Below are 21,341 nucleotides of genomic sequence, written 5' to 3'. Positions count from 1 at the left end.
GAAGTAAAAAGTAAAAGTCTTCAAGGAAAGGTAAGGGGCAAGAAGTGTTTACGTTTCTCGTCAAGCGTCTGTTTCAGGCCGTGATAGTGATGTTTGTGATCAGCCTAGTGGCGTTTGCCATTCAGGATAATCTTGGCGATCCGTTGCGTGAAATGGTTGGGCAATCGGTTTCTGAGTCTGAAAGACAAGCACTGCGTGATGAGCTTGGGTTAAACGACCCATTCCATCAGAAATACGCGCGATTTGTGGGTAATGCATTGCAAGGTGACTTGGGGACGTCCTACTTCTTCAAACGTCCAGCCGTTGATGTGATTCTGGATAAGCTGGTGGCGACACTTGAGCTCGTGATTGGCGCGACCATCATCATTATCGTGTGTTCTATTCCTTTGGGTGTGTACTCCGCCATTCACCCCAACAGTGTGTTTACCAAAATTATCATGGCGGGCAGCAGTATTGGCATCTCTGTCCCGGTGTTCTTGACCGCCATTATGCTGATGTATGTTTTCTCCATAGAGCTCGGGTGGTTTCCGTCGTTTGGACGGGGAGATACCGTCAACATTCTAGGTTGGGAATCTGGCTTCTTTACGCTCGACGGCTTGTCACACCTTGTACTGCCTAGTATTGCACTGTCCTCTATCATGCTGCCGTTGTTCATCCGTCTCGTGCGTTCTGAAATGCTAGAAGCATTGAGCACGGAATACGTGAAGTTTGCTCGTGCTAAAGGCATGCCTGAAAAAACCGTGCAGTATCGTCATGCACTGAAGAACACCATGCTTCCCTTAGTCACTGTGGGGGGCGTTCAGATAGGTACCATGGTGGCCTACACCATTTTGACGGAAACGGTCTTCCAGTGGCCGGGCACCGGCTTTTTGTTCTTAGAGGCAATCAACCGAGTGGATACACCGCTTATCACGGCTTACGTCATTTTTGTGGGCTTGCTGTTTGTGGTCACCAATACGATTGTTGATTTGATTTACGGCTTGATTAACCCAACGGTTAATCTGACAGGCAAGGGGGCATAATCATGGAACAGATGACATCAAAAGCGCCTTCTCGCTGGCAGCAGTTTTTAGCATCGGATTTTTTCTACTACTTTAAGCGCGACAAAGTCGCCATGTTCAGCTTTGCGGTCTTTGTATCTTTTGTTCTGGCCGCTGTGCTAGCGCCGCTTTTGTCACCGTCGGACCCGTACGATTTGTCTGTGATTGATATCATGGACTCTGAGCTTCCTCCTCAGTGGATGGAGTGGGGGGATGAGCGCTTCCTATTGGGGACGGACAACCAAGGGCGAGATATCCTCTCAACCATTTTGTATGGCCTGCGTATCTCATTAGTCATTGGCCTTGGTGCTGTCGCCTTACAGTTGCTTCTGGGCATTGTGATTGGCTTGAGTGCAGGGTATTTCGGCGGACGTATCGACAGCCTACTAATGCGTATCGCTGACGTACAATTGTCGTTCTCTACCATGATGGTCGCCATCATTGTGTCAGCGATCTTTAAAGCGAGCTTTGGCAGTGACTTTTATAGCGAGTATGCCATTTTGATGCTGGTGGTGATCATCGGTGTTGCTGAATGGCCTCAGTACGCGCGAACAATTCGCGCCTCTGTGCTGGCTGAAAAGAAAAAGGAATATGTTGAAGCGGCGCAGGTGATGGGCTTTAAAGCGCCGCGCATTATGTTCAGACACATTCTGCCAAATTGCTTGTCGCCAATTTTGGTGATCTCGACGGTACAAGTTGCGAATGCCATCATGTCTGAGGCTGCGTTGTCTTTCCTTGGGCTAGGTATGCCGGTGGATAAACCTTCCTTGGGTTCACTGATCAGTATTGGCTTTACGTATATTTTCTCCGGTTCATGGTGGATCACTGCGTTCCCGGGCATCGTGTTGGTTGTTCTCGTTCTGGTTATCAACCTATTGGGTGACTGGTTACGGGATGTGTTTAACCCAAAAATATACAAAGGTTAACCTCCGCCAAATCTGCATAAAAAAGGTAACGTTAGTTACCTTTTTTTATCGTTTTAAGCATCAAATTTATCGGTTCGCGTAAATCCGAACTAAGCTAACGATCTCCGCTCATAAAAGTTTAATCATCTATTTCCAGTCTGTGAGGGATCATGATCGCTTCGAGCATTCGTATTGTTAGCGCTTTGATTTTATCGGTAGTTCTCAATGTACCTGCTTCTTCGGCGGAGAGTGCGTGTTCGCCTGAGCGCATAGGTACGTGGAATGTGGTTGATGAAACATGCCCCATTGGTGATGGCTTATGGGGAAAAGACCCAGTGTCCGAACAAGGTCAGTTTTGGGTTCAGTGTGGGATCGTAAACGACCTGCCAGATGCCTGGTTTTCAGGTCAACTCGCCAAATCAGTGCTCGCCAATCAGGTCATGCTTCGTAAGGAAGGGGAAACCTACCGCTGTCTTGCTGGGCCATTTGAGCAATTCAGTACCGCAATGAAAGTGCGAGACGGCATGCGAAAGCAACCAACCATGAAGGCTGCCTTTGTTCGTGAAGTGTCTACAAGCGGCGAAGAGCGACTGACCCCTGCGCCTGTGATAGAAATGATTGCGCAAGCGCCTTCTACATCATCACCCGTTGTTGACGTCGCTGTGGCTGAGACAGCCATGGTTGAAGCAACTCCCCTTGCTGCTCCAGTCGCATTAGTTGCCTCGGCAGACGCGGTCTCAGAGCCAATGATGAACGCTCAGCGTAATGACGTGATGCCTGAACTTGATGCAATGACAGCTGCGCCAGCCAAAACCACCGCCAAACCCAAGAAAGTAAAACGTAATCGTAAATTCAGAGCGGTTGCGGGTGTGCAAGTGCCCAAACCGAAAAACGGTGAACGGCATTATTCCCGTAATGAAGAAATGTGGTTACGCGCGTCCTTTGCTGAGGCACAAGCAACCTGCACAGAAAACGGCTTTAGAGTGGTTTCTGCTGCTTCGTTAAAAAAGCTGATTGCCGACCCCGAAGCGCGAAGTGCAGTGCCGAATCGGCTGCCTTATTGGGTTGCAAGTGGCGAGGCCTATGATCTTGTCATCATGGTGCCCATGCCGCTATCTCAATCTTCAGAAGTGAATGTGCTTTGCGAGTAACGATAACGGTGTGGCGATAAACAAAAAAGCGGCCTATTGGCCGCTTTTTAATTCTTAAATCAATGCTTAGCGCATCGTGACAAATTCTTCGGAGCCTGTTGGGTGGATAGCCACAACGCTGTCGAAATCCGCTTTGGTTGCGCCCATCTTCATGGCAACGCCAAAGCCTTGGATCATCTCATCAACCGCAAAGCCGATGCCGTGAAGGCCAACAACCGTTTCTTCTTCACCGGCGCAGATAAGTTTCATGCGGCAAGGTTGACGGTGTTGTGTCACCGCGGTGTACATGGCTGTGAAGCCAGAGCCGTACACTTTGACGTTCTCTTCGCCGTATTGCGCTTTCGCTTCTTGCTCAGTCAAACCAATGGTGCCGATAGGTGGGTGGCTGAAGACCACGGTTGGGATCAGCGTGTAATCCATTTTGGCGTTGGTTTTGCCATTAAACAGACGCTCAGAAAGCTGACGACCCGCTTTGACTGCTACTGGGGTTAGCTCAACGCCACCTTCCATGATGTCGCCCACACAGTAGATGCCAGCCACGTTCGTGTTCTGGAATTCATCGACTTTGATGTAGCCGCGATCATTGGTTTCAACGCCAGTCGCTTCCAAGTTGATTTTGCTGGTGGTTGGGTTACGACCAATCGCCCAGATCAACACATCAGTGTTATGTGACGTGCCGTTTTCAAAATGCAGTGTCACAGAGCCATCCGTCTCTTTCACGACTTCTTTTGGCGTTGAATGTGTGTGAAGGCGAGGGCCTTCTGCTTCCATCACTTCCACCAAGGTATCGATAATCATTGGATCAAAGGTACGAAGCGGCGATTCTTTACGCACGAACAGGTGCGTTTCAGTGCCTAACGCATTCAGAACACCGGCGATTTCAACCGCGATGTAACCCGCACCGACAACGGCAACGCGTTTTGGCTGCTCAGTGAGTTCAAAGAAACCGTTTGAATCGATACCATGCTCAGCGCCTGGTACGTTCGGAATGGTTGGCTCGCCGCCGACTGCAATCAAAATGTTGTCGGCAGTGTAGTGCTCGCCGTTCACTTCGACGGTTTTCGCATCAACAAATTTGGCAAAGCCATTGATGACTTCGATGTTGTTTTTACCCAATACGTTTTCGTAAGAGGTATGAATGCGGCCAATGTAGGCTTCACGGTTCTCGACCAGTTTTGCCCAGTCGAACTTGTTGACCGTGGTATCGAAACCATAGTCAGGGCCATACAGTTTGATCGCTTCAGCAACTTGAGCGCCGTGCCACATCACTTTCTTTGGTACACAACCCACGTTTACGCAGGTTCCGCCCAAGTGGCGCGCTTCAACAATTGCTACCTTTGCACCATACATTGCTGCTCGGTTAGCCGATGCAATACCACCACTACCACCACCGATACAGATGTAATCAAAATGCTTGGCCATTTTATTCTCCATGTGATTTTTCTTATTTCCGCATTGAAAGCGGTAATCCAATATTTCCCAATACTATCAGACCCGAAAGGGGCTGTTTATTACTCAGGTACCACCCATTCTACAAAGTGATGGCCTGTCGTGGGCGCAATTTTACTTTGCAACCACGGTAGAATTTCTTTCATCTGCGTTTCAAGCGTCCAAGGCGGGTTAATCACAATCATGCCGGATGCCGTCATGCCGCGCTCTTCGGAATCGGGTGCAACCCCCAATTCAATTTGAAGAATCTTGCGAATGCCTAGTCTTTCTAGACCGCGAGTGATCAGGTCAATATTTTTACGATACACCACTGGATACCAAATCGCATAAGTGCCAGTCGCCCAACGCTCAACACTCTCACCAATGGCATCAACGACATCTTGGTATTCGTGTTTGAGCTCATAAGGCGGGTCAATCAACACCACGCCGCGACGCTCTTTGGGAGGAAGGCTGGCTTTCAGACGTGCGTAGCCATCTTCTTTGAACATTTTCACCTGGCGGTCGCCACGAAATTCTTGAAGAAGCAGTGGGAAATCCGTTGGGTGAAGTTCTGTGAACATTGCGCGGTCTTGGTCGCGTAGCAATGTTCTGCCTACCTTCGGCGAGCCTGGGTAGTAGCGAAGTTCATCGCCATCATTCAGGCTGCGAATGGTATCTAAATAGGGTGCTAATGCGCTCGGTGCGTCGTCGCATTGCCATATCTGGCCAATGCCTTGTTTGTATTCGCCGGTTTTCTCAGCGTGGTCATCTGACAGATCATAACGTCCCGCACCACTGTGCGTATCGTGGTAAACAAAAGCCTTATCTTTTTGCTTAAGTGATTCAATGATCAGGCTTTGAACGATGTGTTTAACAACATCAGCGTGGTTGCCAGCATGGAAGCTGTGGCGATAACTGAGCATGGTATGACCCGATGAAAACGAAAAAAGTAGCCAGTATTATCGCTTATTGCGTGATTGGATGCAGCATGAGCATTGAAAACCCACCTATTTACCGCCATAAATAAGACATATCTGAGAGAGAAAGGAACCCGCAATGACCAACCCGCTATTGTCGTTTACAGATTTACCGCCATTTTCTGATATCAAACCAGAGCATGTGCAACCTGCGGTTGAGCAGGTACTTGCCGATTGCCGTGCTGCTGTTGAAGCGGTGCTGGAAAACAACACCGATCCAAGTTGGGATAACATTTGCGTGCCGCTCGCAGAGAGTGACGATCGTTTGAGCCGCGTGTGGTCGCCGATTGGCCACCTGAACGCGGTCGCCAATAGCAAAGCGCTGCGCGAAGCGTATGAAGCCTGCTTACCATTGCTGTCTGACTACTCGACATGGGTAGGTCAACATAAACCCCTTTATGATGCTTACAAAGCGATCAAAGGGCGCGACGACTTTGCTTCTCTGACCCTTGCTCAACAGAAAACCATTACCGATGCGTTGCGCGACTTTGAGCTTTCAGGCATCGCGTTAGGCCAAAAAGAGCAGCACCGATTCGGTGAGATCAGCAAGCGCCTTTCAGAGCTTTCTTCAAATTTCTCCAACAATGTCTTGGATGCCACCATGGGGTGGAATAAGCACATTACCGATGAAAATGAGCTTGCGGGCATGCCCGATTCTGCCATTGCGGCTGCAAAAGCGCAGGCTGAAGCGAAAGAACTCGACGGTTACTTACTCACCCTCGATATTCCTTCTTATCTGCCAGTAATGACTTACTGCGATAACCGCGAATTGCGTGCTGAGTTGTTCCAAGCGTATGGCACTCGAGCATCAGATCGCGGCCCCAATGCAGGCAAGTGGGATAACACTGACCTTATCAGCGAAACATTGCTGCTTTCTCACGAGATTGCCCGCCTACTGGGTTTTGCAAGCTATAGCGAATTGTCGCTGGCGACCAAAATGGCGAGCTCAACGGATCAGGTCTTAACCTTCCTGAATGAATTGGTCGACAAAGCGCGCCCGCAAGGTGAGCAAGATTTCCAAGCATTAACGCAATTCGCGAAAGACAACTTCGGTGTTGAAGCCCTTGAACCTTGGGATGTGGCGTACTACTCAGAAAAACTGAAGCAGCACCAATACAGCATTTCAGACGAAGAGCTTCGCCCTTACTTCCCAGAACAAAAAGTCGTTGCAGGCCTTTTTGAAGTGCTGAAACGCGTGTTTGGCATGGACGTGAAGCGTCGTGAGGGTGTGGATGTTTGGCATGAATCCGTCTCTTTCTGCGACATCTTCGATGCCAAAGGCACTTTGCGCGGCAGCTTCTATCTGGATTTGTACGCCCGTGAACACAAACGCGGTGGCGCATGGATGGATGAATGTCGCGTTCGTCGTGTTACGCAATCGGGCGAGCTACAAACCCCAGTGGCTTACCTGACCTGCAATTTCAACAAACCGATTGGCGATAAGCCAGCCTTGTTCACCCATGATGAAGTGGTGACCTTGTTCCACGAGTTTGGCCACGGCATTCACCACATGCTGACGCAAGTGGATGAATCCTCCGTGTCTGGCATCAACGGCGTACCGTGGGATGCGGTTGAGCTACCAAGTCAGTTCCTTGAGAACTGGTGTTGGGAAGAAGACGCGCTGGCGTTCATTTCAGGTCATTACGAGACTGGCGAACCGCTGCCAAAAGACATGCTCGATAAAATGTTGGCCGCGAAAAACTTCCAATCAGCCATGGGCTTGTTGCGTCAGCTAGAGTTTGCGCTGTTTGATTTCACGCTATACACCACTTACGACCCAGAAGAAGGGGCGAAAGTGCTGGAAACATTGGCGGACATTAAGCGCCGAGTGGCCGTGATGAAATCGCCAGAGTGGAGCCGTTTCCCTCATGCTTTCAGCCATATCTTCGCTGGGGGGTATAGTGCGGGCTACTACAGCTACTTGTGGGCCGAGGTGTTATCTTCTGACGCGTTTAGTCGCTTCGAAGAAGAGGGCATCTTCAACACCGAAACGGGCGCGTCTTTCCTCGAAAACATCCTAGAGCGTGGCGGCAGTGAAGAGCCAATGGAGCTGTTCAAACGTTTCCGAGGCCGCGAGCCATCACCTGATGCATTGCTGCGTCATAGTGGCATTGCTGGCTAATTGAGCGTTTGGCAGGAAAAGCACGCAATTTGCGTGCTTTTTTTATGCCTGCAAAACTAAAGACTGTCTGAATTTGTATAATGAAACTCGAGTTAAATGTGTTTATAAACAATAAGATAGTTGGAATATACAACAATGAAAAAGGCGGTTTTAGCGTCAGCAGTGGCGTTCGCAATGGTGAGTGGTTTTGCTCCGCAGGTACTTGCTGCAGAGAAAGAAGCAAAAGGTGGGTATTCGTATTTTCGTGGTGGCTTCGAGCACGTTACTTATGATGAAAAGTACCCAAACATCGAATCCTCAGTCACTGTCATGAGCCCAGTGATTAATACGGGCGGTTTGTACTATGTGAATGAGAAATTCGATTTCTCGTTAGAAGCCCTCGCAACGTTTTCACCGGGTAGTGCAGAAGAAGAGTGGCACGATGCTGCTGGGCTGATGCAAACCAACAAATATCAATACCTTCGCGCGTCTACCAATGCGCTACTGCACTACAAGATGACACCAGAATGGCGTGTTGTTGCAGGTCCAGCATTTAGCTACCAAACCCACAAACGCTATGGCAAAGAAAGTTTTCGTGAGTTACCTGAAGGTCAACATGAGTTCTTCACCAATACGTGGGAAGAGACCTCAACAGATATTTTCTTAGACATGGGCATTGTTTACGACACGGGCACACTGCACAACGCTAGCCCTTGGCAATATCAGTTCCGTGCGATTGTCGGTGTGCCGGTGTGGAGCTACACCACCAACACGGCCGCGGGTTTGGAAGACCAAACATTCTATGAAACAGGCTACCGTGGCTCGATGGAAGCAGGTGTGTCATACCGTATTTATCCGGGTGTCAGCATCGGTGGCTTTGTCACCGCAACCTATGAAAACCGTAACGAGAGCGACAGTGTCGTGATCACGGTTGACGATAAACGCTACAGCGCGGTTGTCCCTGAAGGCGACACCATGCACTACAGTGCCGGTGTTCAGTTGCTTTGGAGCTTTTAAAGCTAAGTGTTTAGAAAGAAGAAAGGCGACCGATTGGTCGCCTTTTTTACTCGCTGGATACTGAAGTTACTTCAGACGTACCCACTCAGATTCGTGTTCGCCTTTGTGACGCCACATTTTGTTTGGGTTGGTAATAGGATCCCACTCCCATTTCACCCAAGTAGTGAACGATTCGCCATCAAAGAACTCGTAGCTCTTGTTTAATTGTTCAAATGTACAGGTATGCGACACATCATCGCGACATGGTAGGTCGGTATCAGCAGGATTATAAGGGTACAGTTTTGCTTTACCAGCTACGTTATTCTTGTACTCGGTAACAGACACGCCATTATTTTGGTAAGTGAATACAGCGTAATCCGAGCTTTCAGAGTCCTCAGTGATAAAGGTTTCTTTCCAAACCGAGCCAATAAAGCTGATTTCTGAGTTCAGTACCGCTTCTACAGCAGCTTGTGCTTCTTCTAGTGAGAAGAAGATCTTTTGATCCCAAACGTCGTCACTGCCAGTGTCTTTGCCGTGCATAGTATTCACTGCATCAGACCAGATGGTGAAAGACTCATCAGAGTTGTTATCACCACCCTCATTAAACAGCTGGTAAGCGTGGTGGCCATTTGCTGCTACGTATTGAGTAATTAGTTGAGAGTCACCAAACGGAGACCAGTCACTCCATTTACCGTTTTGCAATTCCATTCCTTGTTCTAGGAATACGGTTTTACCACCTTTCTCAGCACGGTAAACATTGCTCACTGAATTGCCATCAACAAAGAAGATACCCGTTTCAGAAATAATCAGGTCTTCTTTAGGTTGGATAGAAAAATCGCGGTCGATAAAGGTGTTAATGATGAACTCTTCATCACCCGTGTTAGCTTTATCTGAGACATAGATAGTCAGCGCTTGACCTGATTTGAAGCTAGTTGAATGTTCGTAGTCTTTGCTTACATCTAGATTTACTGCACAGTATTTGGTGCCGTCACTGTCAGTGCTTTGGAAAGCGTACGGTTGTTTCATACCTTCTTCAACGCCATAGTCAAACCATTGGCCGTTCGTACCTTCACCGATTAAGCGGAAGTAGTCTGCACGCAGGTCTGCAGGAACATAGCCATTGAATTGAGTGTTGTTTGGGTCGGCTTTGAAACCTAGCTCTTCACAACTCATGTTGTCGAAGAATAGATCAACATCAATGTGGTCTTGTGTTTCGTTTGTGGTGAATTGACCGTGGCGAGAAGTGGCAGAAATAGAAACGTCCTTGCCTAGCCAAACTGAACCATCACTGTCATTCCAGTAGTTATTTGCAGACACTTGACCTTTAAACAGAGTAAAACCGCTTTCCAAGGTTGAAGCTGTCAGTGCTGCTTTGCCGTTACTCGCTTTTGTAACTTCAACGAGTTTTTCTCGTTCAAATACGGTGATACGTGGTTGACGTTCATCATTTCCGTGAGGTTTCACAAAGCCAATTAGAGTAGCGTCACCTTCGCCTGGGATTGTCCAAATTAGGTAACCTTCTGCATTGGCTTCCCATGTGCCATCTTGCTTGAAGGTGCTTGACTCTGAAGGGCATTGTTCACCTTCAGCAAGCAGAGTAATACCTGAGTTCTTGTTTTCACCTTCGACAAACTTTATTGCCATGCAGTTTGCGTAGTTACGCCAAGTGGCATTGCCTTCAGGTGTTGTGATTTCCTCACTTTCACCATTCCAACGGTACCAAGTTTTGTTTTCCCCAACCAACAGGTCGCGCAGTTCATTGGCGATTACAGGTGTTACTGGTGAGAAAGGGAATGAGTACTCAATTGGCTTGTTCACACCGTCGCTCGCTGATACGACAAGTTTGCCATCTGCCGACGCAATAGCTGGTGCACCAGAAAGGAAAACGGTCGTCCCGTTAACAGAGGCCTCAATACCAGGAATAGTAGATTTAGCGCTGAACTTCAGTACGTCCCCGTTCTTGTCAGAAAACAGTTCAGCAACGTCAAACGATGCATTTACAGCGGCATGTTGTTCAAGCTCTACTGCTTTAACGTCTTTCGCTACAGCATCGGCAATGTCTTGGTTCAGTGTCGGCGCGTAGTTGAAGCTATCCACAGTCAGATCAAGCGTGGTCGTTGCGATCACTTGCTCTGAAGCCACATCGCCATTGCTGTTCAGGTCGTTGGTAGCCAGTTGAATCTTGTAGGTGCCTTTTGCAACATGTGCTTCAGGATTCACACGAGAAATAGTCAGCGTGTCGCTAGCTAGTGTTACAGCAAGGTTCGCGTCACGAAGGGCTGTTTTGTTAGCGATAGAAATTGTGTTGGCTTTATCTGCAGTTGCGTCTTTGTCAGTCACTAGTGCTGCAGTTTCAACAACAATAGTCTTGTCGTCTCCCCACATGTCCACGTCGCCGTAAACATCTTTTAGAGTCTCAACTTGGCCTGCCAGTTCTTCAACTTTGGCTGCGTTGAACTGAACCGCGTAGTTGGTAACCATTTCACCAACAGACTCATCGGTCACTGGTAATGACGGTTTTAGGGTTGGATCGTTGATATCAACGGCAGGATCTTTTGCGATGTTATCAACGGTCTCCACAGTTGCTGAAACAACAGCATCTAAGTGTTTGTCGAATGCTTCTTCCGATGAAGCGGTCGCTTTGGTTTCAGTCAAGATTTGCGCAGTTTTGTGGATTTTTTCTGCAAGCGCTTTGCTAGCCACATCATCTGATTTTTTATCTTCGATGTAGTTGCTGTACAGAATCTCTGTGGACACTTCGCCATCTACGTTTAAACCACCAAGTGATTTAGCGACAGCTTTCTCTGCGTCCTCTTTTGAAAGGCCTTCAGTCGTCTCTGTTGATTGCATCTTAGATACAACCAAGTCTGTAATTGGGCTGGCAATTTCAGAACCTGCAGGCGCACGAAGAGTGACGGCTTTCATTGCCTGACCGGGTAAGTCCATGTCTTCAGTAATGACTTCTGAATCGGCATCTAGAGACTGGACTGTTGCAATCAGGCGAGCTGAAGTTTCAAGACGTTTTTCATCTGCTTGGCTGATTTTGGCATCAATGTGGCCGTCTTCATCGGTTAGCAGAACTTTACCGTCAGTATCTTTAATTATTTCACTGGCTTCACAAATGCCGTTGCCGTTGTCATCCGCACACAGAAGCGCATTTTTTAGGTAACCATCCATTGCAGTAATTATCACACCACCAGGCTGAACGGTACCGCCACCGCTGCCGCCACCAATGTTACCGCCGCCTGATGTGCCACTGTCATCATCACCACCACACGCTGATAAAGCAAGTGCGGAAGAGATAGCAAGCGCAAGTGCAGCCTGCTTTTTTGGAATAGTTACCATAACGCCTCTTTTATAAAATGTTGTTATTTGTGTTTTATGTGGCGGATTATCGTTTTGATTAAATTATAAGTAAATGCATATTTTTATGGATAATAGAGATGGTGAGGAAAATTAATGAATGACGAAATTTAGTGATATTCGTTCACTAAATGCATATATTCCCGTGGCTTGTGAATAAAACTCAGCCCGATTTTGGCCAATTAGCGCTCGTTAGTAGTGTGGTGAAAATTGCTGTGTATAAAAATTCATATAATCTCCCCTTGTTCTTGTTTAAAGAATAAAATGTTGTATTTGATTATGGTTTCAAGATAAGAAAATGAAGAAAACGCGTTTAACTTTGGCGATTGGCCTGACTATCACCTCATTACCTGCAGTTGCATTCGGTGTGTCTGATTCTCGTTCTTTGGCGATGGGGGGCACGGGAGTCGCTTCGTCGTCTTATTTGATGGCGCCATTCCATAACCCTGCGCAGGCGGTGAATTACTCTGGGTCTGATGATTTTGGACTTTTGCTATCCTTGGGCGCGGGGGTCCATGATGGGGATGACTTATACAATAAAATCGACCATTTTCAGGAGGTTGATGAAGCGCTAGAAAGCATGCCTGATGACCTTGCTCTTCAGGATGAATGGAAACAGGCGTTGAGAGCCATTGATAACGGAAAGCTCAATGTCGATACCAGCATTGGTTTAGCTGCTGCTATTCCAAATAAGCACCTGAGCATGAATGTTTTTGTTCAGGCAAATGTTGCGACAATCGCGCTTTCTGACGTTGTAGAAAGTGATCTAGAAGGCCAACCAAACCCAGACAACATGTCATCGACTGTTCAAGGGATGATTGGTGGCACGGTTGATGCGGGTATCACGTTGGCTCGTGCGGTTGAGTTACCGTTTGATGGTCAACGCTTGTCTGTTGGTGTCACGCCAAAGGCACAACACGTTGTTGCGGTGAATTATAAAAATACCGTCAGTGGGTTTGAAGAAGACGAGTTTGACTTGGGTTCTGAATATCAAAAGAAAACGGTATTCAATGCTGACTTCGGTGTGAGCTATTTGCCGACTGACGCTATTACTTTGGGCTTCACGGCTAAAAACATCTTTGCACAAGAGTTAGAAACCAATCAAAGCTACGGCTCAAAAGCGACGTTTTTGGTTGAGCCAAAATACACAGTCGGTGCGGCTTACAGTAATGGTGTTGTTACCATTGCGGCGGACTACGATATTTCGAAAACTCGCTTTTTCCGCGAAGTAGAACATGAAACACAATTTGCTCGTGTAGGTGTAGAGCTGAATGCTTGGGATTGGGCACAATTGCGTGCAGGCTATAGCGCAAGTATGACCGACTATGCGAGTGATACCATCACGGCAGGTATCGGCTTTAAACCATTCGGTGCATTTGGTTTTGATTTAGGCGCTTACTATGGTGAAGAAGAAAACCAAGTTGGTGTTTCCGCGCAGTTCGTGATTACGCTTTAATGGTTCGCAATATGTAAGAAAAAGCACGGCTATGGCCGTGCTTTTTTGTCTGCGCATTTTGTGAATTAAGCTCTTAAGACACGGTGAGCGGCCAGTTATGATCGCATTGGCGCTGCGCTTCCAGTGCAAGCTCTGCGGACATTAACGGGTTTTCTTCAAGCCAATTGGCTGGCAGAGAAAGGGCTAATACTTTTGCAGACGCGGTCAGCGTGAAGTCTGGAATCGCAGATTGGTCTCGACGATGGCAGAGAATAACGGCCAAGCGAAGGAGACGAAGGAGGCGATTTGCGCTGATGGTGGACAGTGCGTTTTGAGCACTTACGCCATGCAGTTGTTCGCGATAATGACGCAGCGTTTCAGCCAGCAATTGTTTTTGTGCGCGGGTGAAACCGGGCAAATCCAAATGCTTGATGAGATACGCCGCGTGTTCGCCGTCTTGCTTAAAGCCAATGCTCATCCCGAGCTCATGAAGCTGGGCGGCGGTGATCAGCATGTCTCTGGCGATAGGCTCGGACACCCATTCTTCCCCGCACTGTGCGAGCAGCTTTTCTGCGGTCTCGGCAACGTGTTGAGCGTGCTCGGTGTCGAGTTGGTAACGCGACTGTATGCTTTCAATGGTACGCTTTCGAATGTCTTGCTTGCGCATGCTGTCCATCATGCCGTAGACCAAGCCTTCGCGCAGTGCGCCGCCAGCCAGCGTCATTGACTCAATGTCTAGCGCTTCAAAAATGGCAATAAGTATCGACAAACCACTTGGGAAAACCAACGCGCGTTCAAGCGTGAGGCCATCAATATCCAGTTCTTCAAGCTGGTGGCAGCCAATGGCTTGTTGACGCAACCTGTGCAGTTTGGCGAGGGTGATCACCTCATCCATGCCTTGCGCAATCATGATTTCTTGTAAGGCTTGTACCGTGCCGCTTGCGCCAACACAGACATCCCATCCCAATTCACGATAACGCGCGACGATCGGTTGAAGTACTTGCTTTGCCCCTTCAATGGCGTGTTTGAAGCTCGAATCTGTAAGAGAGCGGTCTTTGAAGTGCTGCTCAAGCCAAGTCACACAGCCCATATCGAGGCTGGTGAGCGCAGCGGCATCAAAGCCTTCACCAATGATCAGTTCGGTGCTTGCACCGCCGATATCGACAACCAGACGTTTTCCTTTGCCGCCAGAGGTATGCGCGACGCCGTGATAAATGGTGCGAGCTTCCTCTTCACCTTTAATGACGGTGATCGGGTGACCTAGAATGCGATTGGCTTTTGCAATGAAGGTGTCGGCGTTTTTGGCACTGCGAAGGGCCGCGGTCGCGACGATGCGAATATTGTTGGTGTCGATGTCCTGCAGGCGTTCGGCAAACAGGGACAAGCAATCCCAGCCGCGCTGCATGGCTTCTTCGCTAAGATGAAGTTGGCTATCTAACCCTGCCGCGAGGCGGACTTTGCGTTTTATTTTTGCCAGCGTTTGTACGCTGCCTTCAACTTCTCGAACCACCAACATATGGAAACTGTTGGAGCCAAGGTCGATAGCAGCGTACAGGGGCGAACGCGCGTTTTCCATGCTGTGTTACCCCTGAGCGAATTACGCTTTGTTAGCTTGTTGCGGGCGACGACGACCACGGCTGCGTGGCTGTGAGCCAGACTTGCCATTGGTGTTGCGACGGCCGTTCACCTGACGTGGGCGATGCACCTTAATCGCTGCAGGCAGTTCGGTCATCAATGCGCTTTCATCGTATTCGGATACAGGGATCGCGTGATCGATGTATTCTTCGATTGCAGGCAGATTGATGGCGTACTCTTCACACGCAAAGCTAATTGACGAGCCACTTGCGCCCGCGCGACCAGTACGGCCGATGCGGTGCACGTAATCTTCACAGTCGTCAGGTAGGTCGTAGTTGAAGACGTGTGTTACTTGAGGGATGTGAAGGCCACGGGCCGCAACATCGGTTGCCACAAGAATATCAACGTTGCCTTTGGTGAACTCTTCCAGAATTTTGACGCGTTTTTTCTGAGGCACATCACCCGTCAACAGACCTACACGGTGTTCATCAGCTGCCAAGTGACCCCAGATGTCTTCACAACGGTGTTTGGTGTTTGCGAAAATGATCGCACGCTCTGGCCACTCTTCTTCGATGAGGGTTTGAAGCAGACGCATTTTGTCGTTGTTTGACGGGTAGAACAGTTCTTCTTTGATGCGGTGACCCGTTTTTTGGTCAGGTTCCACTTCAACGTGTTCTGGGTTTGTCATGTGTTCAAACGCCAGCTCTTGAACGCGGTAAGACAGCGTTGCAGAGAACAGCATGTTCAGACGATCTGCAGGTGCAGGCATGCGACGGAACAAGAAGCGGATGTCTTTAATAAAGCCAAGGTCGAACATGCGGTCGGCTTCATCAAGCACAACGGCTTGGATGGCACTTAGGTCAAAAACGCGCTGTTTGTAGAAGTCGATGATGCGACCACAGGTGCCGATAAGGATATCAACGCCGTTTTCCAGCACTTCTTTTTGTTTGTCGTACGCTTCGCCGCCGTAGGCAAGGCCTGCGGTTAGCGAGGTTGAGGCTAGCAGTGGGGCAGCGTCGTTGTAGATCTGAATCGCAAGTTCACGCGTAGGTGCCATGATAATAGCGCGTGGGCAATTCTTCTTACGATCGGCAGGTGCCTCAGTCGTTAGCAAGTGATGGAAAGTAGCAGTCAGGAATGCCAGTGTCTTACCTGTACCCGTTTGGGCCTGTCCTGCAATGTCTTGGCCGGTGAGCAGGACCGGCAATGCCAAGGCTTGGATAGGGGTACAATTATGAAACCCTTTTTCTTCCAAACCTTTGATAACATCGGCGTGTAGACCGAAGTCGGCAAATTTCTGCTCTGTGAGATGCGTCATTTTCATCCGCATAGAATATCAGCTTAGGCTTGCAATACGATAGTGAATACATTCAAATAGTGTGATGATTTACTGGTTGGTATATCGCCAGTGACAAAAAGCAATCATTGGAGTGGAAGATGAGCGACAAGATTTTGCAGCTGACTGACGACAGCTTCGAGGCTGACGTTATTAAAGCAGCTGGCCCTGTGCTAGTAGATTTCTGGGCTGAATGGTGTGGTCCTTGTAAAATGATCGCCCCGATTCTTGATGAGATCTCAGAAGAATACGAAGGGAAAGTCACTATCGGTAAACTGAATATCGATCAGAATGCGGGTACACCACCTAAATTCGGTATCCGTGGTATCCCGACTTTGCTGCTGTTTAAAGACGGCGGCGTTGCAGCAACTAAGGTTGGCGCTCTGTCTAAAACTCAATTGAAAGAGTTCCTAGACGCAAACCTGTAATGTGACATAGAAGCCGTGTACCACCCTGGACGCGGCTTAATTCTTCCATCTGCTAGACAGTTTACTATTCTGGTGCTAATTTATTGCACGTAAATTGTTCATCTGTTCATTTCTCGTTCACACCCGTGATCACATACACTCTAATTAAATCAGACCTCAACTTTGACTGACAAGACACCTACCACTATGAATCTTACCGAACTGAAGAATCAGGCCGTATCTGAGCTGGTCGCCTTAGGCGAAAAGACTATGGGCCTTGAGAATCTCGCCCGCCTCCGTAAACAAGACATTATCTTTGCGATTTTGAAGCAACATGCGAAAGGCGGCGAAGATATTTTTGGAAACGGCGTGCTGGAAATTCTTCAGGACGGTTTTGGCTTCCTGCGTAGCGCAGACAGCTCTTACCTTGCGGGTCCTGACGATATTTACGTATCGCCAAGCCAAATTCGCCGTTTCAACCTACGTACCGGTGACACCATTTCAGGTAAAATCCGTCCGCCTAAAGACGGCGAGCGTTACTTCGCACTTTTGAAAGTGAACGAAGTTAACCACGACAAACCTGACAATGCCCGTAACAAGATCCTGTTTGAAAACCTGACGCCACTGCACGCCAACGAGCGTATGGTGATGGAGCGTGGTAACGGTTCTACCGAAGATATCACAGCACGTGTGCTGGATTTGGCATCGCCAATCGGTAAGGGTCAACGTGGTCTGATCGTTGCCCCACCGAAAGCCGGTAAAACCATGTTGCTGCAAAACATCGCGCAGAGCATTGCTTACAACCACCCTGAGTGTGAGCTGATGGTACTTCTTATCGACGAACGTCCAGAAGAAGTGACCGAGATGCAGCGCCTTGTTAAAGGTGAAGTGATTGCATCAACGTTCGATGAACCAGCAAGCCGTCACGTACAAGTTGCGGAAATGGTTATCGAAAAAGCAAAACGCCTTGTTGAACACAAGAAAGATGTGGTTATCCTTCTGGATTCCATTACGCGTCTGGCACGTGCATACAACACCGTGGTACCAAGCTCAGGCAAAGTACTGACCGGTGGTGTGGATGCGAACGCACTGCACCGTCCTAAGCGTTTCTTCGGTGCTGCACGTAACGTTGAAGAAGGTGGTAGCTTGACCATCATCGCAACGGCGTTGGTTGATACTGGCTCGAAGATGGATGAAGTAATCTACGAAGAATTTAAAGGTACAGGTAACATGGAACTGCACCTATCTCGTAAGATTGCAGAGAAGCGTGTCTTCCCAGCTATCGACTTCACTCGCTCTGGTACGCGTCGTGAAGAACTGCTTACTAAAGCAGACGAGCTACAGAAAATGTGGATCCTGCGTAAGATTGTTCACCCTATGGGCGAAATCGAAGGCATGGAATTCCTCATTGATAAGTTGGCCATGACCAAAACCAACGATGAATTCTTTGAAGCAATGCGCCGTCAAAAATCATAACGACGCCTTGTTTTAAGAAGAAAAGCACCGCTTAGCGGTGCTTTTTTGCATCTTAAACATATTTGCTAACAACCTTATCAGTTGCCAAAAGTGAGATTCATCCTCAGAATTGAGCTAAGCAACGAGATAATCAACATATTGGGATGTGTTGATACAGGATTCTGGGATGAAACGTTTCTTCGCAATACTGTTCGCCTTCGCTTTGTGCTTACTTTCAAGTGCAACGCGCGCGATCGTGGTTTCTCCCTGCGATGTGTCTGATTCCATGGCAAGCCCCAAAGCCGTTCAGTCAGTGATGGAAGCAACGCGCATCTTTGATGCGAATGAATTTGATAAGCTCGACACCTACCTCGCCACTGTCCCTCTACTTATCCGAGAAGAAGCCTTGATGGTTCTGGCTCGACGCGCAGCCAGCTTTGACAGCATGACACCTGAACGGGAGAAGTTTCTTGTCAAAATCAGTCATCAACAGCCGCAGTATTTGTTAAAAAGCCAGGGTGATGGCTATTGGGTCACTATTCCTGCATTTAACTATGCGGGTGAAGCGCGCTGGGTACTGAACCACTGGGAAGTAAAATTGCTGCAAGACGAAGTGCGTCGGTTGCTTGGCTACAACCAATTGATGCTGTCGAAGTGGCTATCATTCACCTCGTCCGATTACCCATTGCGACGCGATGCCTTGGTGGACATGATTGCGCGGATGACGTCAGAAAATGTCGACAAGCTTGTCGCGCTCTATCTCAACGACAAAAACATCGTGTGGATCCCTGACAATGCTGTGCTTGGCGCATTGGCGCGCAAAAGCGGCAATCCGGCATTGTATGAATTGTTATGGCGACGCCGGACGGATGCACATAGCTTGACCGAGCTTCAGCACCTGAATATGCCGCCCATGACCCAAGCCAAGATTACCCAGATGATAGCGGCCAGTGTGAACCCGTTGCTTCGTAATGTCGCTACCCGTCAATTGGCTGGCTTAAAGCCCTTGCCGGATGAGGTGAAAGCCTTCTTGCTGAAACAGATAAGTGACAGACAGCGAGGCAAAGCTGTCGCGTTAATGGTGGCCAAAAAAGGGCATACACCGTGGCTTGAGGAGGCGTTAGAAACAACGTCGGGTGTCACGCACAGAAACATTGAAAAAGGCATCGACCTCGCCAAGGAGTAATCCAAAATGTGCGTATTTCAGTATATTGGACACTGATACGCCTTGGTCATCTCGTTATAATCAATCCATCACACCCCGCCCGGGAAGGTTATGAAATTTACTGACTTACGTAAGTTCATCGACTATTTGGAATCTGTCGGTGAGCTAAAACGCATTGCACAGCCTGTGAGTCCTGATCAGGAAATGACAGAAATTGCCGACCGCGTGCTGCGCGCTGGTGGCCCTGCATTGCTGTTTGAAAATCCCATTGGGTACGACATACCTGTTCTTGCCAATTTGTTTGGGACGCCGAAGCGCGTTGCAATGGGCATGGGACGGGACGAAGTGAAAGAGCTTCGTGAAGTCGGAAAGCTCTTGGCTTACCTGAAAGAGCCTGAACCACCGAAAGGCTTCAAAGACGCGCTCGATAAATTGCCCGTGTTTCGACAAGTGCTGAACATGCCGGCCAAAAAGCTGCGTAAAGCCGCGTGTCAGGACATTGTGTGGACCGGCGATGACGTTGATCTCGACAAAATCCCCGTGATGAGTTGCTGGCCGGATGATGTCGCACCGCTGCTGACGTGGGGGTTAACCGTCACCAAAGGGCCGAACAAGAAACGCCAAAACCTCGGTATTTATCGCCAACAAAAGATCGCCAAGAACAAAGTCATCATGCGATGGCTGGCTCACCGCGGCGGTGCGCTAGATTTACGTGATTGGATGGAAACCCACCCGGGCGAACCTTTCCCTGTTTCAGTCGCGTTTGGTGCAGACCCTGCCACCATTCTTGGCGCGGTCACACCTGTGCCGGATACCTTGTCTGAATACGCCTTTGCGGGCTTACTGCGCGGTAGTAAGACCGAAGTGGTGAAAAGCATCAGCAATTCACTCGACGTGCCAGCAAGTGCGGAAATCGTGATGGAAGGGTACATTGACCCAACCGAGTACGCAGATGAAGGCCCTTATGGCGATCACACGGGCTACTACAACGAAGTGGAAAGCCACCACGTGTTCACCATCACGCACATCACCATGCGTGAGAAACCTATCTATCACAGTACCTATACAGGCCGCCCACCGGATGAGCCAGCGGTATTGGGCGTCGCGCTTAATGAAGTGTTTGTGCCGATTCTTCAAAAGCAGTTCCCCGAGATTGTGGATTTTTATCTGCCCCCTGAAGGGTGCTCATACCGCATGGCGGTCGTGAGCATGAAGAAGCAATACCCAGGGCATGCCAAGCGCGTGATGATGGGTGTGTGGTCTTTCCTTCGTCAGTTTATGTACACCAAGTACGTGATTGTGGTGGATGAAGACGTGAACACCCGTGATTGGGGCAGTGTGGTCAACGCGATGACGACCCGTATGGATCCAAAGCGCGATACCGTGATGATTGAGAATACGCCCATCGATTCCCTCGATTTTGCGTCTCCGGTGGTGGGGCTTGGCTCCAAAATGGGGCTAGATGCCACCATCAAATGGGATGCTGAGTTGGCCAATTCTGCACACGTGTCTGACATCGAGCCTGATGCGGAAGATGTTGAAGCCAGTGTTCGCGCTCTGAAAGCGGCATTCCCTGAGATTGTTGATTTTCATCTACCCGCGGAAGCGGCGGCAAATCGCATGGCGCTGGTGACCATCAACAAATCCGCACTCGGCGATGGGCCACGCATTATGAAAGGGATTTGGTCTGAATTTGAACAGGTTGCAGACATTCATTTCGTGATGGTGTTTGATCATGATGATGTGGATATTCGTGATTGGAACGATGTGATTTGGGCGATTACCACCCGAATGGATCCATCCCGTGATACCCTGATGGTCGACAACACGCCTGATGACGTCCTTGAGAATTCGTCGCTGCCTAGCAAGGTCGGGTCTAAAATGGGATTAGATGCCACCAATAAATGGCCGGGAGAATCCACGCGAGAGTGGGGGACACCAATTTCAAAAGATCCGGAAATCGTCGCAAAGGTTGATGAAATCTGGGGCAAGTTGGGTATTTAAGGC

15 protein-coding genes are annotated in these 21,341 nt (G+C 48.8%); 10 read left to right on the top strand and 5 right to left on the bottom strand.

From position 1 onward, the window contains the following. Positions 1–44 precede the first annotated feature (44 nt). The 3 genes from EQP46_RS14535 to EQP46_RS14525 all read left to right on the top strand — a co-directional run bounded on the left by EQP46_RS14535 (position 45) and on the right by EQP46_RS14525 (position 3,096). Positions 45–1,022: an ABC transporter permease gene (locus EQP46_RS14535; RefSeq protein ID WP_129494343.1), complete on the top strand. Its 978-nt coding sequence runs from the start codon at positions 45–47 to the stop codon at positions 1,020–1,022. 2 nt (positions 1,023–1,024) lie between these two features. Then, on the top strand, positions 1,025–1,966 hold the full coding sequence (locus EQP46_RS14530; protein ID WP_129494342.1) for an ABC transporter permease: 942 nt from the start codon (positions 1,025–1,027) through the stop codon (positions 1,964–1,966). Positions 1,967–2,115: 149 nt separating this feature from the next. Next, positions 2,116–3,096, top strand: coding sequence for an SPOR domain-containing protein (locus EQP46_RS14525; protein WP_129494341.1), 981 nt, complete (start codon positions 2,116–2,118; stop codon positions 3,094–3,096). A 66-nt stretch (positions 3,097–3,162) separates the two neighbouring features. Here EQP46_RS14525 and gorA read toward each other — a convergent pair whose 3' ends face one another. Continuing rightward, positions 3,163–4,518 (bottom strand): glutathione-disulfide reductase, encoded by a 1,356-nt coding sequence (gene gorA, locus EQP46_RS14520; protein WP_129494340.1) that lies wholly within the window; start codon positions 4,516–4,518, stop codon positions 3,163–3,165. An 89-nt stretch (positions 4,519–4,607) separates the two neighbouring features. Then, the gene (locus tag EQP46_RS14515; protein WP_129494339.1) at positions 4,608–5,447 is read right to left on the bottom strand and encodes a 23S rRNA (adenine(2030)-N(6))-methyltransferase RlmJ; all 840 of its coding nucleotides are present in this window, start codon (positions 5,445–5,447) and stop codon (positions 4,608–4,610) included. A gap of 133 nt (positions 5,448–5,580) precedes the next feature. Here EQP46_RS14515 and prlC point away from each other — a divergent pair, with 133 nt between their 5' ends. Both prlC and EQP46_RS14505 read left to right on the top strand, forming a co-directional pair. Further along, positions 5,581–7,623, top strand: coding sequence for an oligopeptidase A (gene prlC, locus EQP46_RS14510; protein ID WP_129494338.1), 2,043 nt, complete (start codon positions 5,581–5,583; stop codon positions 7,621–7,623). Positions 7,624–7,758: 135 nt separating this feature from the next. Next, positions 7,759–8,619: a hypothetical protein gene (locus EQP46_RS14505; RefSeq protein ID WP_129494337.1), complete on the top strand. Its 861-nt coding sequence runs from the start codon at positions 7,759–7,761 to the stop codon at positions 8,617–8,619. A 66-nt stretch (positions 8,620–8,685) separates the two neighbouring features. Here EQP46_RS14505 and EQP46_RS14500 read toward each other — a convergent pair whose 3' ends face one another. Beyond that, positions 8,686–11,943 carry a hypothetical protein gene (locus EQP46_RS14500; protein ID WP_129494336.1) on the bottom strand — a complete coding sequence of 1,086 codons (3,258 nt, stop codon included), beginning with the start codon at positions 11,941–11,943 and terminating at the stop codon, positions 8,686–8,688. Positions 11,944–12,259: 316 nt separating this feature from the next. On the opposite strand from EQP46_RS14500, the gene traF reads away from it, so the two are divergent. Continuing rightward, a complete protein-coding gene (traF, locus tag EQP46_RS14495; RefSeq protein ID WP_129494335.1) occupies positions 12,260–13,417 on the top strand; it encodes a conjugal transfer protein TraF in 1,158 nt (385 codons plus the stop codon). Positions 13,418–13,490: 73 nt separating this feature from the next. Here the strand turns inward: traF and gppA are convergent, their stop codons facing one another. Together gppA and rhlB are read right to left on the bottom strand one after the other, a co-directional pair. Next, complete coding sequence (gene gppA, locus EQP46_RS14490; protein ID WP_129494334.1) at positions 13,491–14,972, bottom strand: guanosine-5'-triphosphate,3'-diphosphate diphosphatase; 1,482 nt, start codon at positions 14,970–14,972, stop codon at positions 13,491–13,493. 21 nt (positions 14,973–14,993) lie between these two features. Next, positions 14,994–16,295 carry an ATP-dependent RNA helicase RhlB gene (gene rhlB / locus EQP46_RS14485; RefSeq protein WP_129494333.1) on the bottom strand — a complete coding sequence of 434 codons (1,302 nt, stop codon included), beginning with the start codon at positions 16,293–16,295 and terminating at the stop codon, positions 14,994–14,996. A gap of 113 nt (positions 16,296–16,408) precedes the next feature. Here rhlB and trxA point away from each other — a divergent pair, with 113 nt between their 5' ends. The 4 genes from trxA (at position 16,409) to ubiD (ending at position 21,338) form a co-directional block, all read left to right on the top strand. Continuing rightward, a complete protein-coding gene (gene trxA, locus EQP46_RS14480) occupies positions 16,409–16,735 on the top strand; it encodes a thioredoxin TrxA (RefSeq protein ID WP_129494332.1) in 327 nt (108 codons plus the stop codon). A 186-nt stretch (positions 16,736–16,921) separates the two neighbouring features. Beyond that, entirely contained in the window at positions 16,922–18,190 is a 1,269-nt protein-coding gene (rho, locus tag EQP46_RS14475; protein WP_129494331.1) for a transcription termination factor Rho, read from the top strand. Positions 18,191–18,356: 166 nt separating this feature from the next. Further along, a complete protein-coding gene (locus EQP46_RS14470; protein WP_240671740.1) occupies positions 18,357–19,355 on the top strand; it encodes a hypothetical protein in 999 nt (332 codons plus the stop codon). 90 nt (positions 19,356–19,445) lie between these two features. Beyond that, positions 19,446–21,338 (top strand): 4-hydroxy-3-polyprenylbenzoate decarboxylase, encoded by a 1,893-nt coding sequence (gene ubiD, locus EQP46_RS14465; RefSeq protein ID WP_129494330.1) that lies wholly within the window; start codon positions 19,446–19,448, stop codon positions 21,336–21,338. Positions 21,339–21,341: the final 3 nt, after the last annotated feature.

The organism is Enterovibrio baiacu (assembly GCF_004120195.1).
GTDB lineage: Bacteria > Pseudomonadota > Gammaproteobacteria > Enterobacterales > Vibrionaceae > Enterovibrio > Enterovibrio baiacui.
The sequence above is the reverse complement of the archived record's forward strand: the minus strand, read 5'-3'. Positions and strand labels throughout refer to the sequence as shown.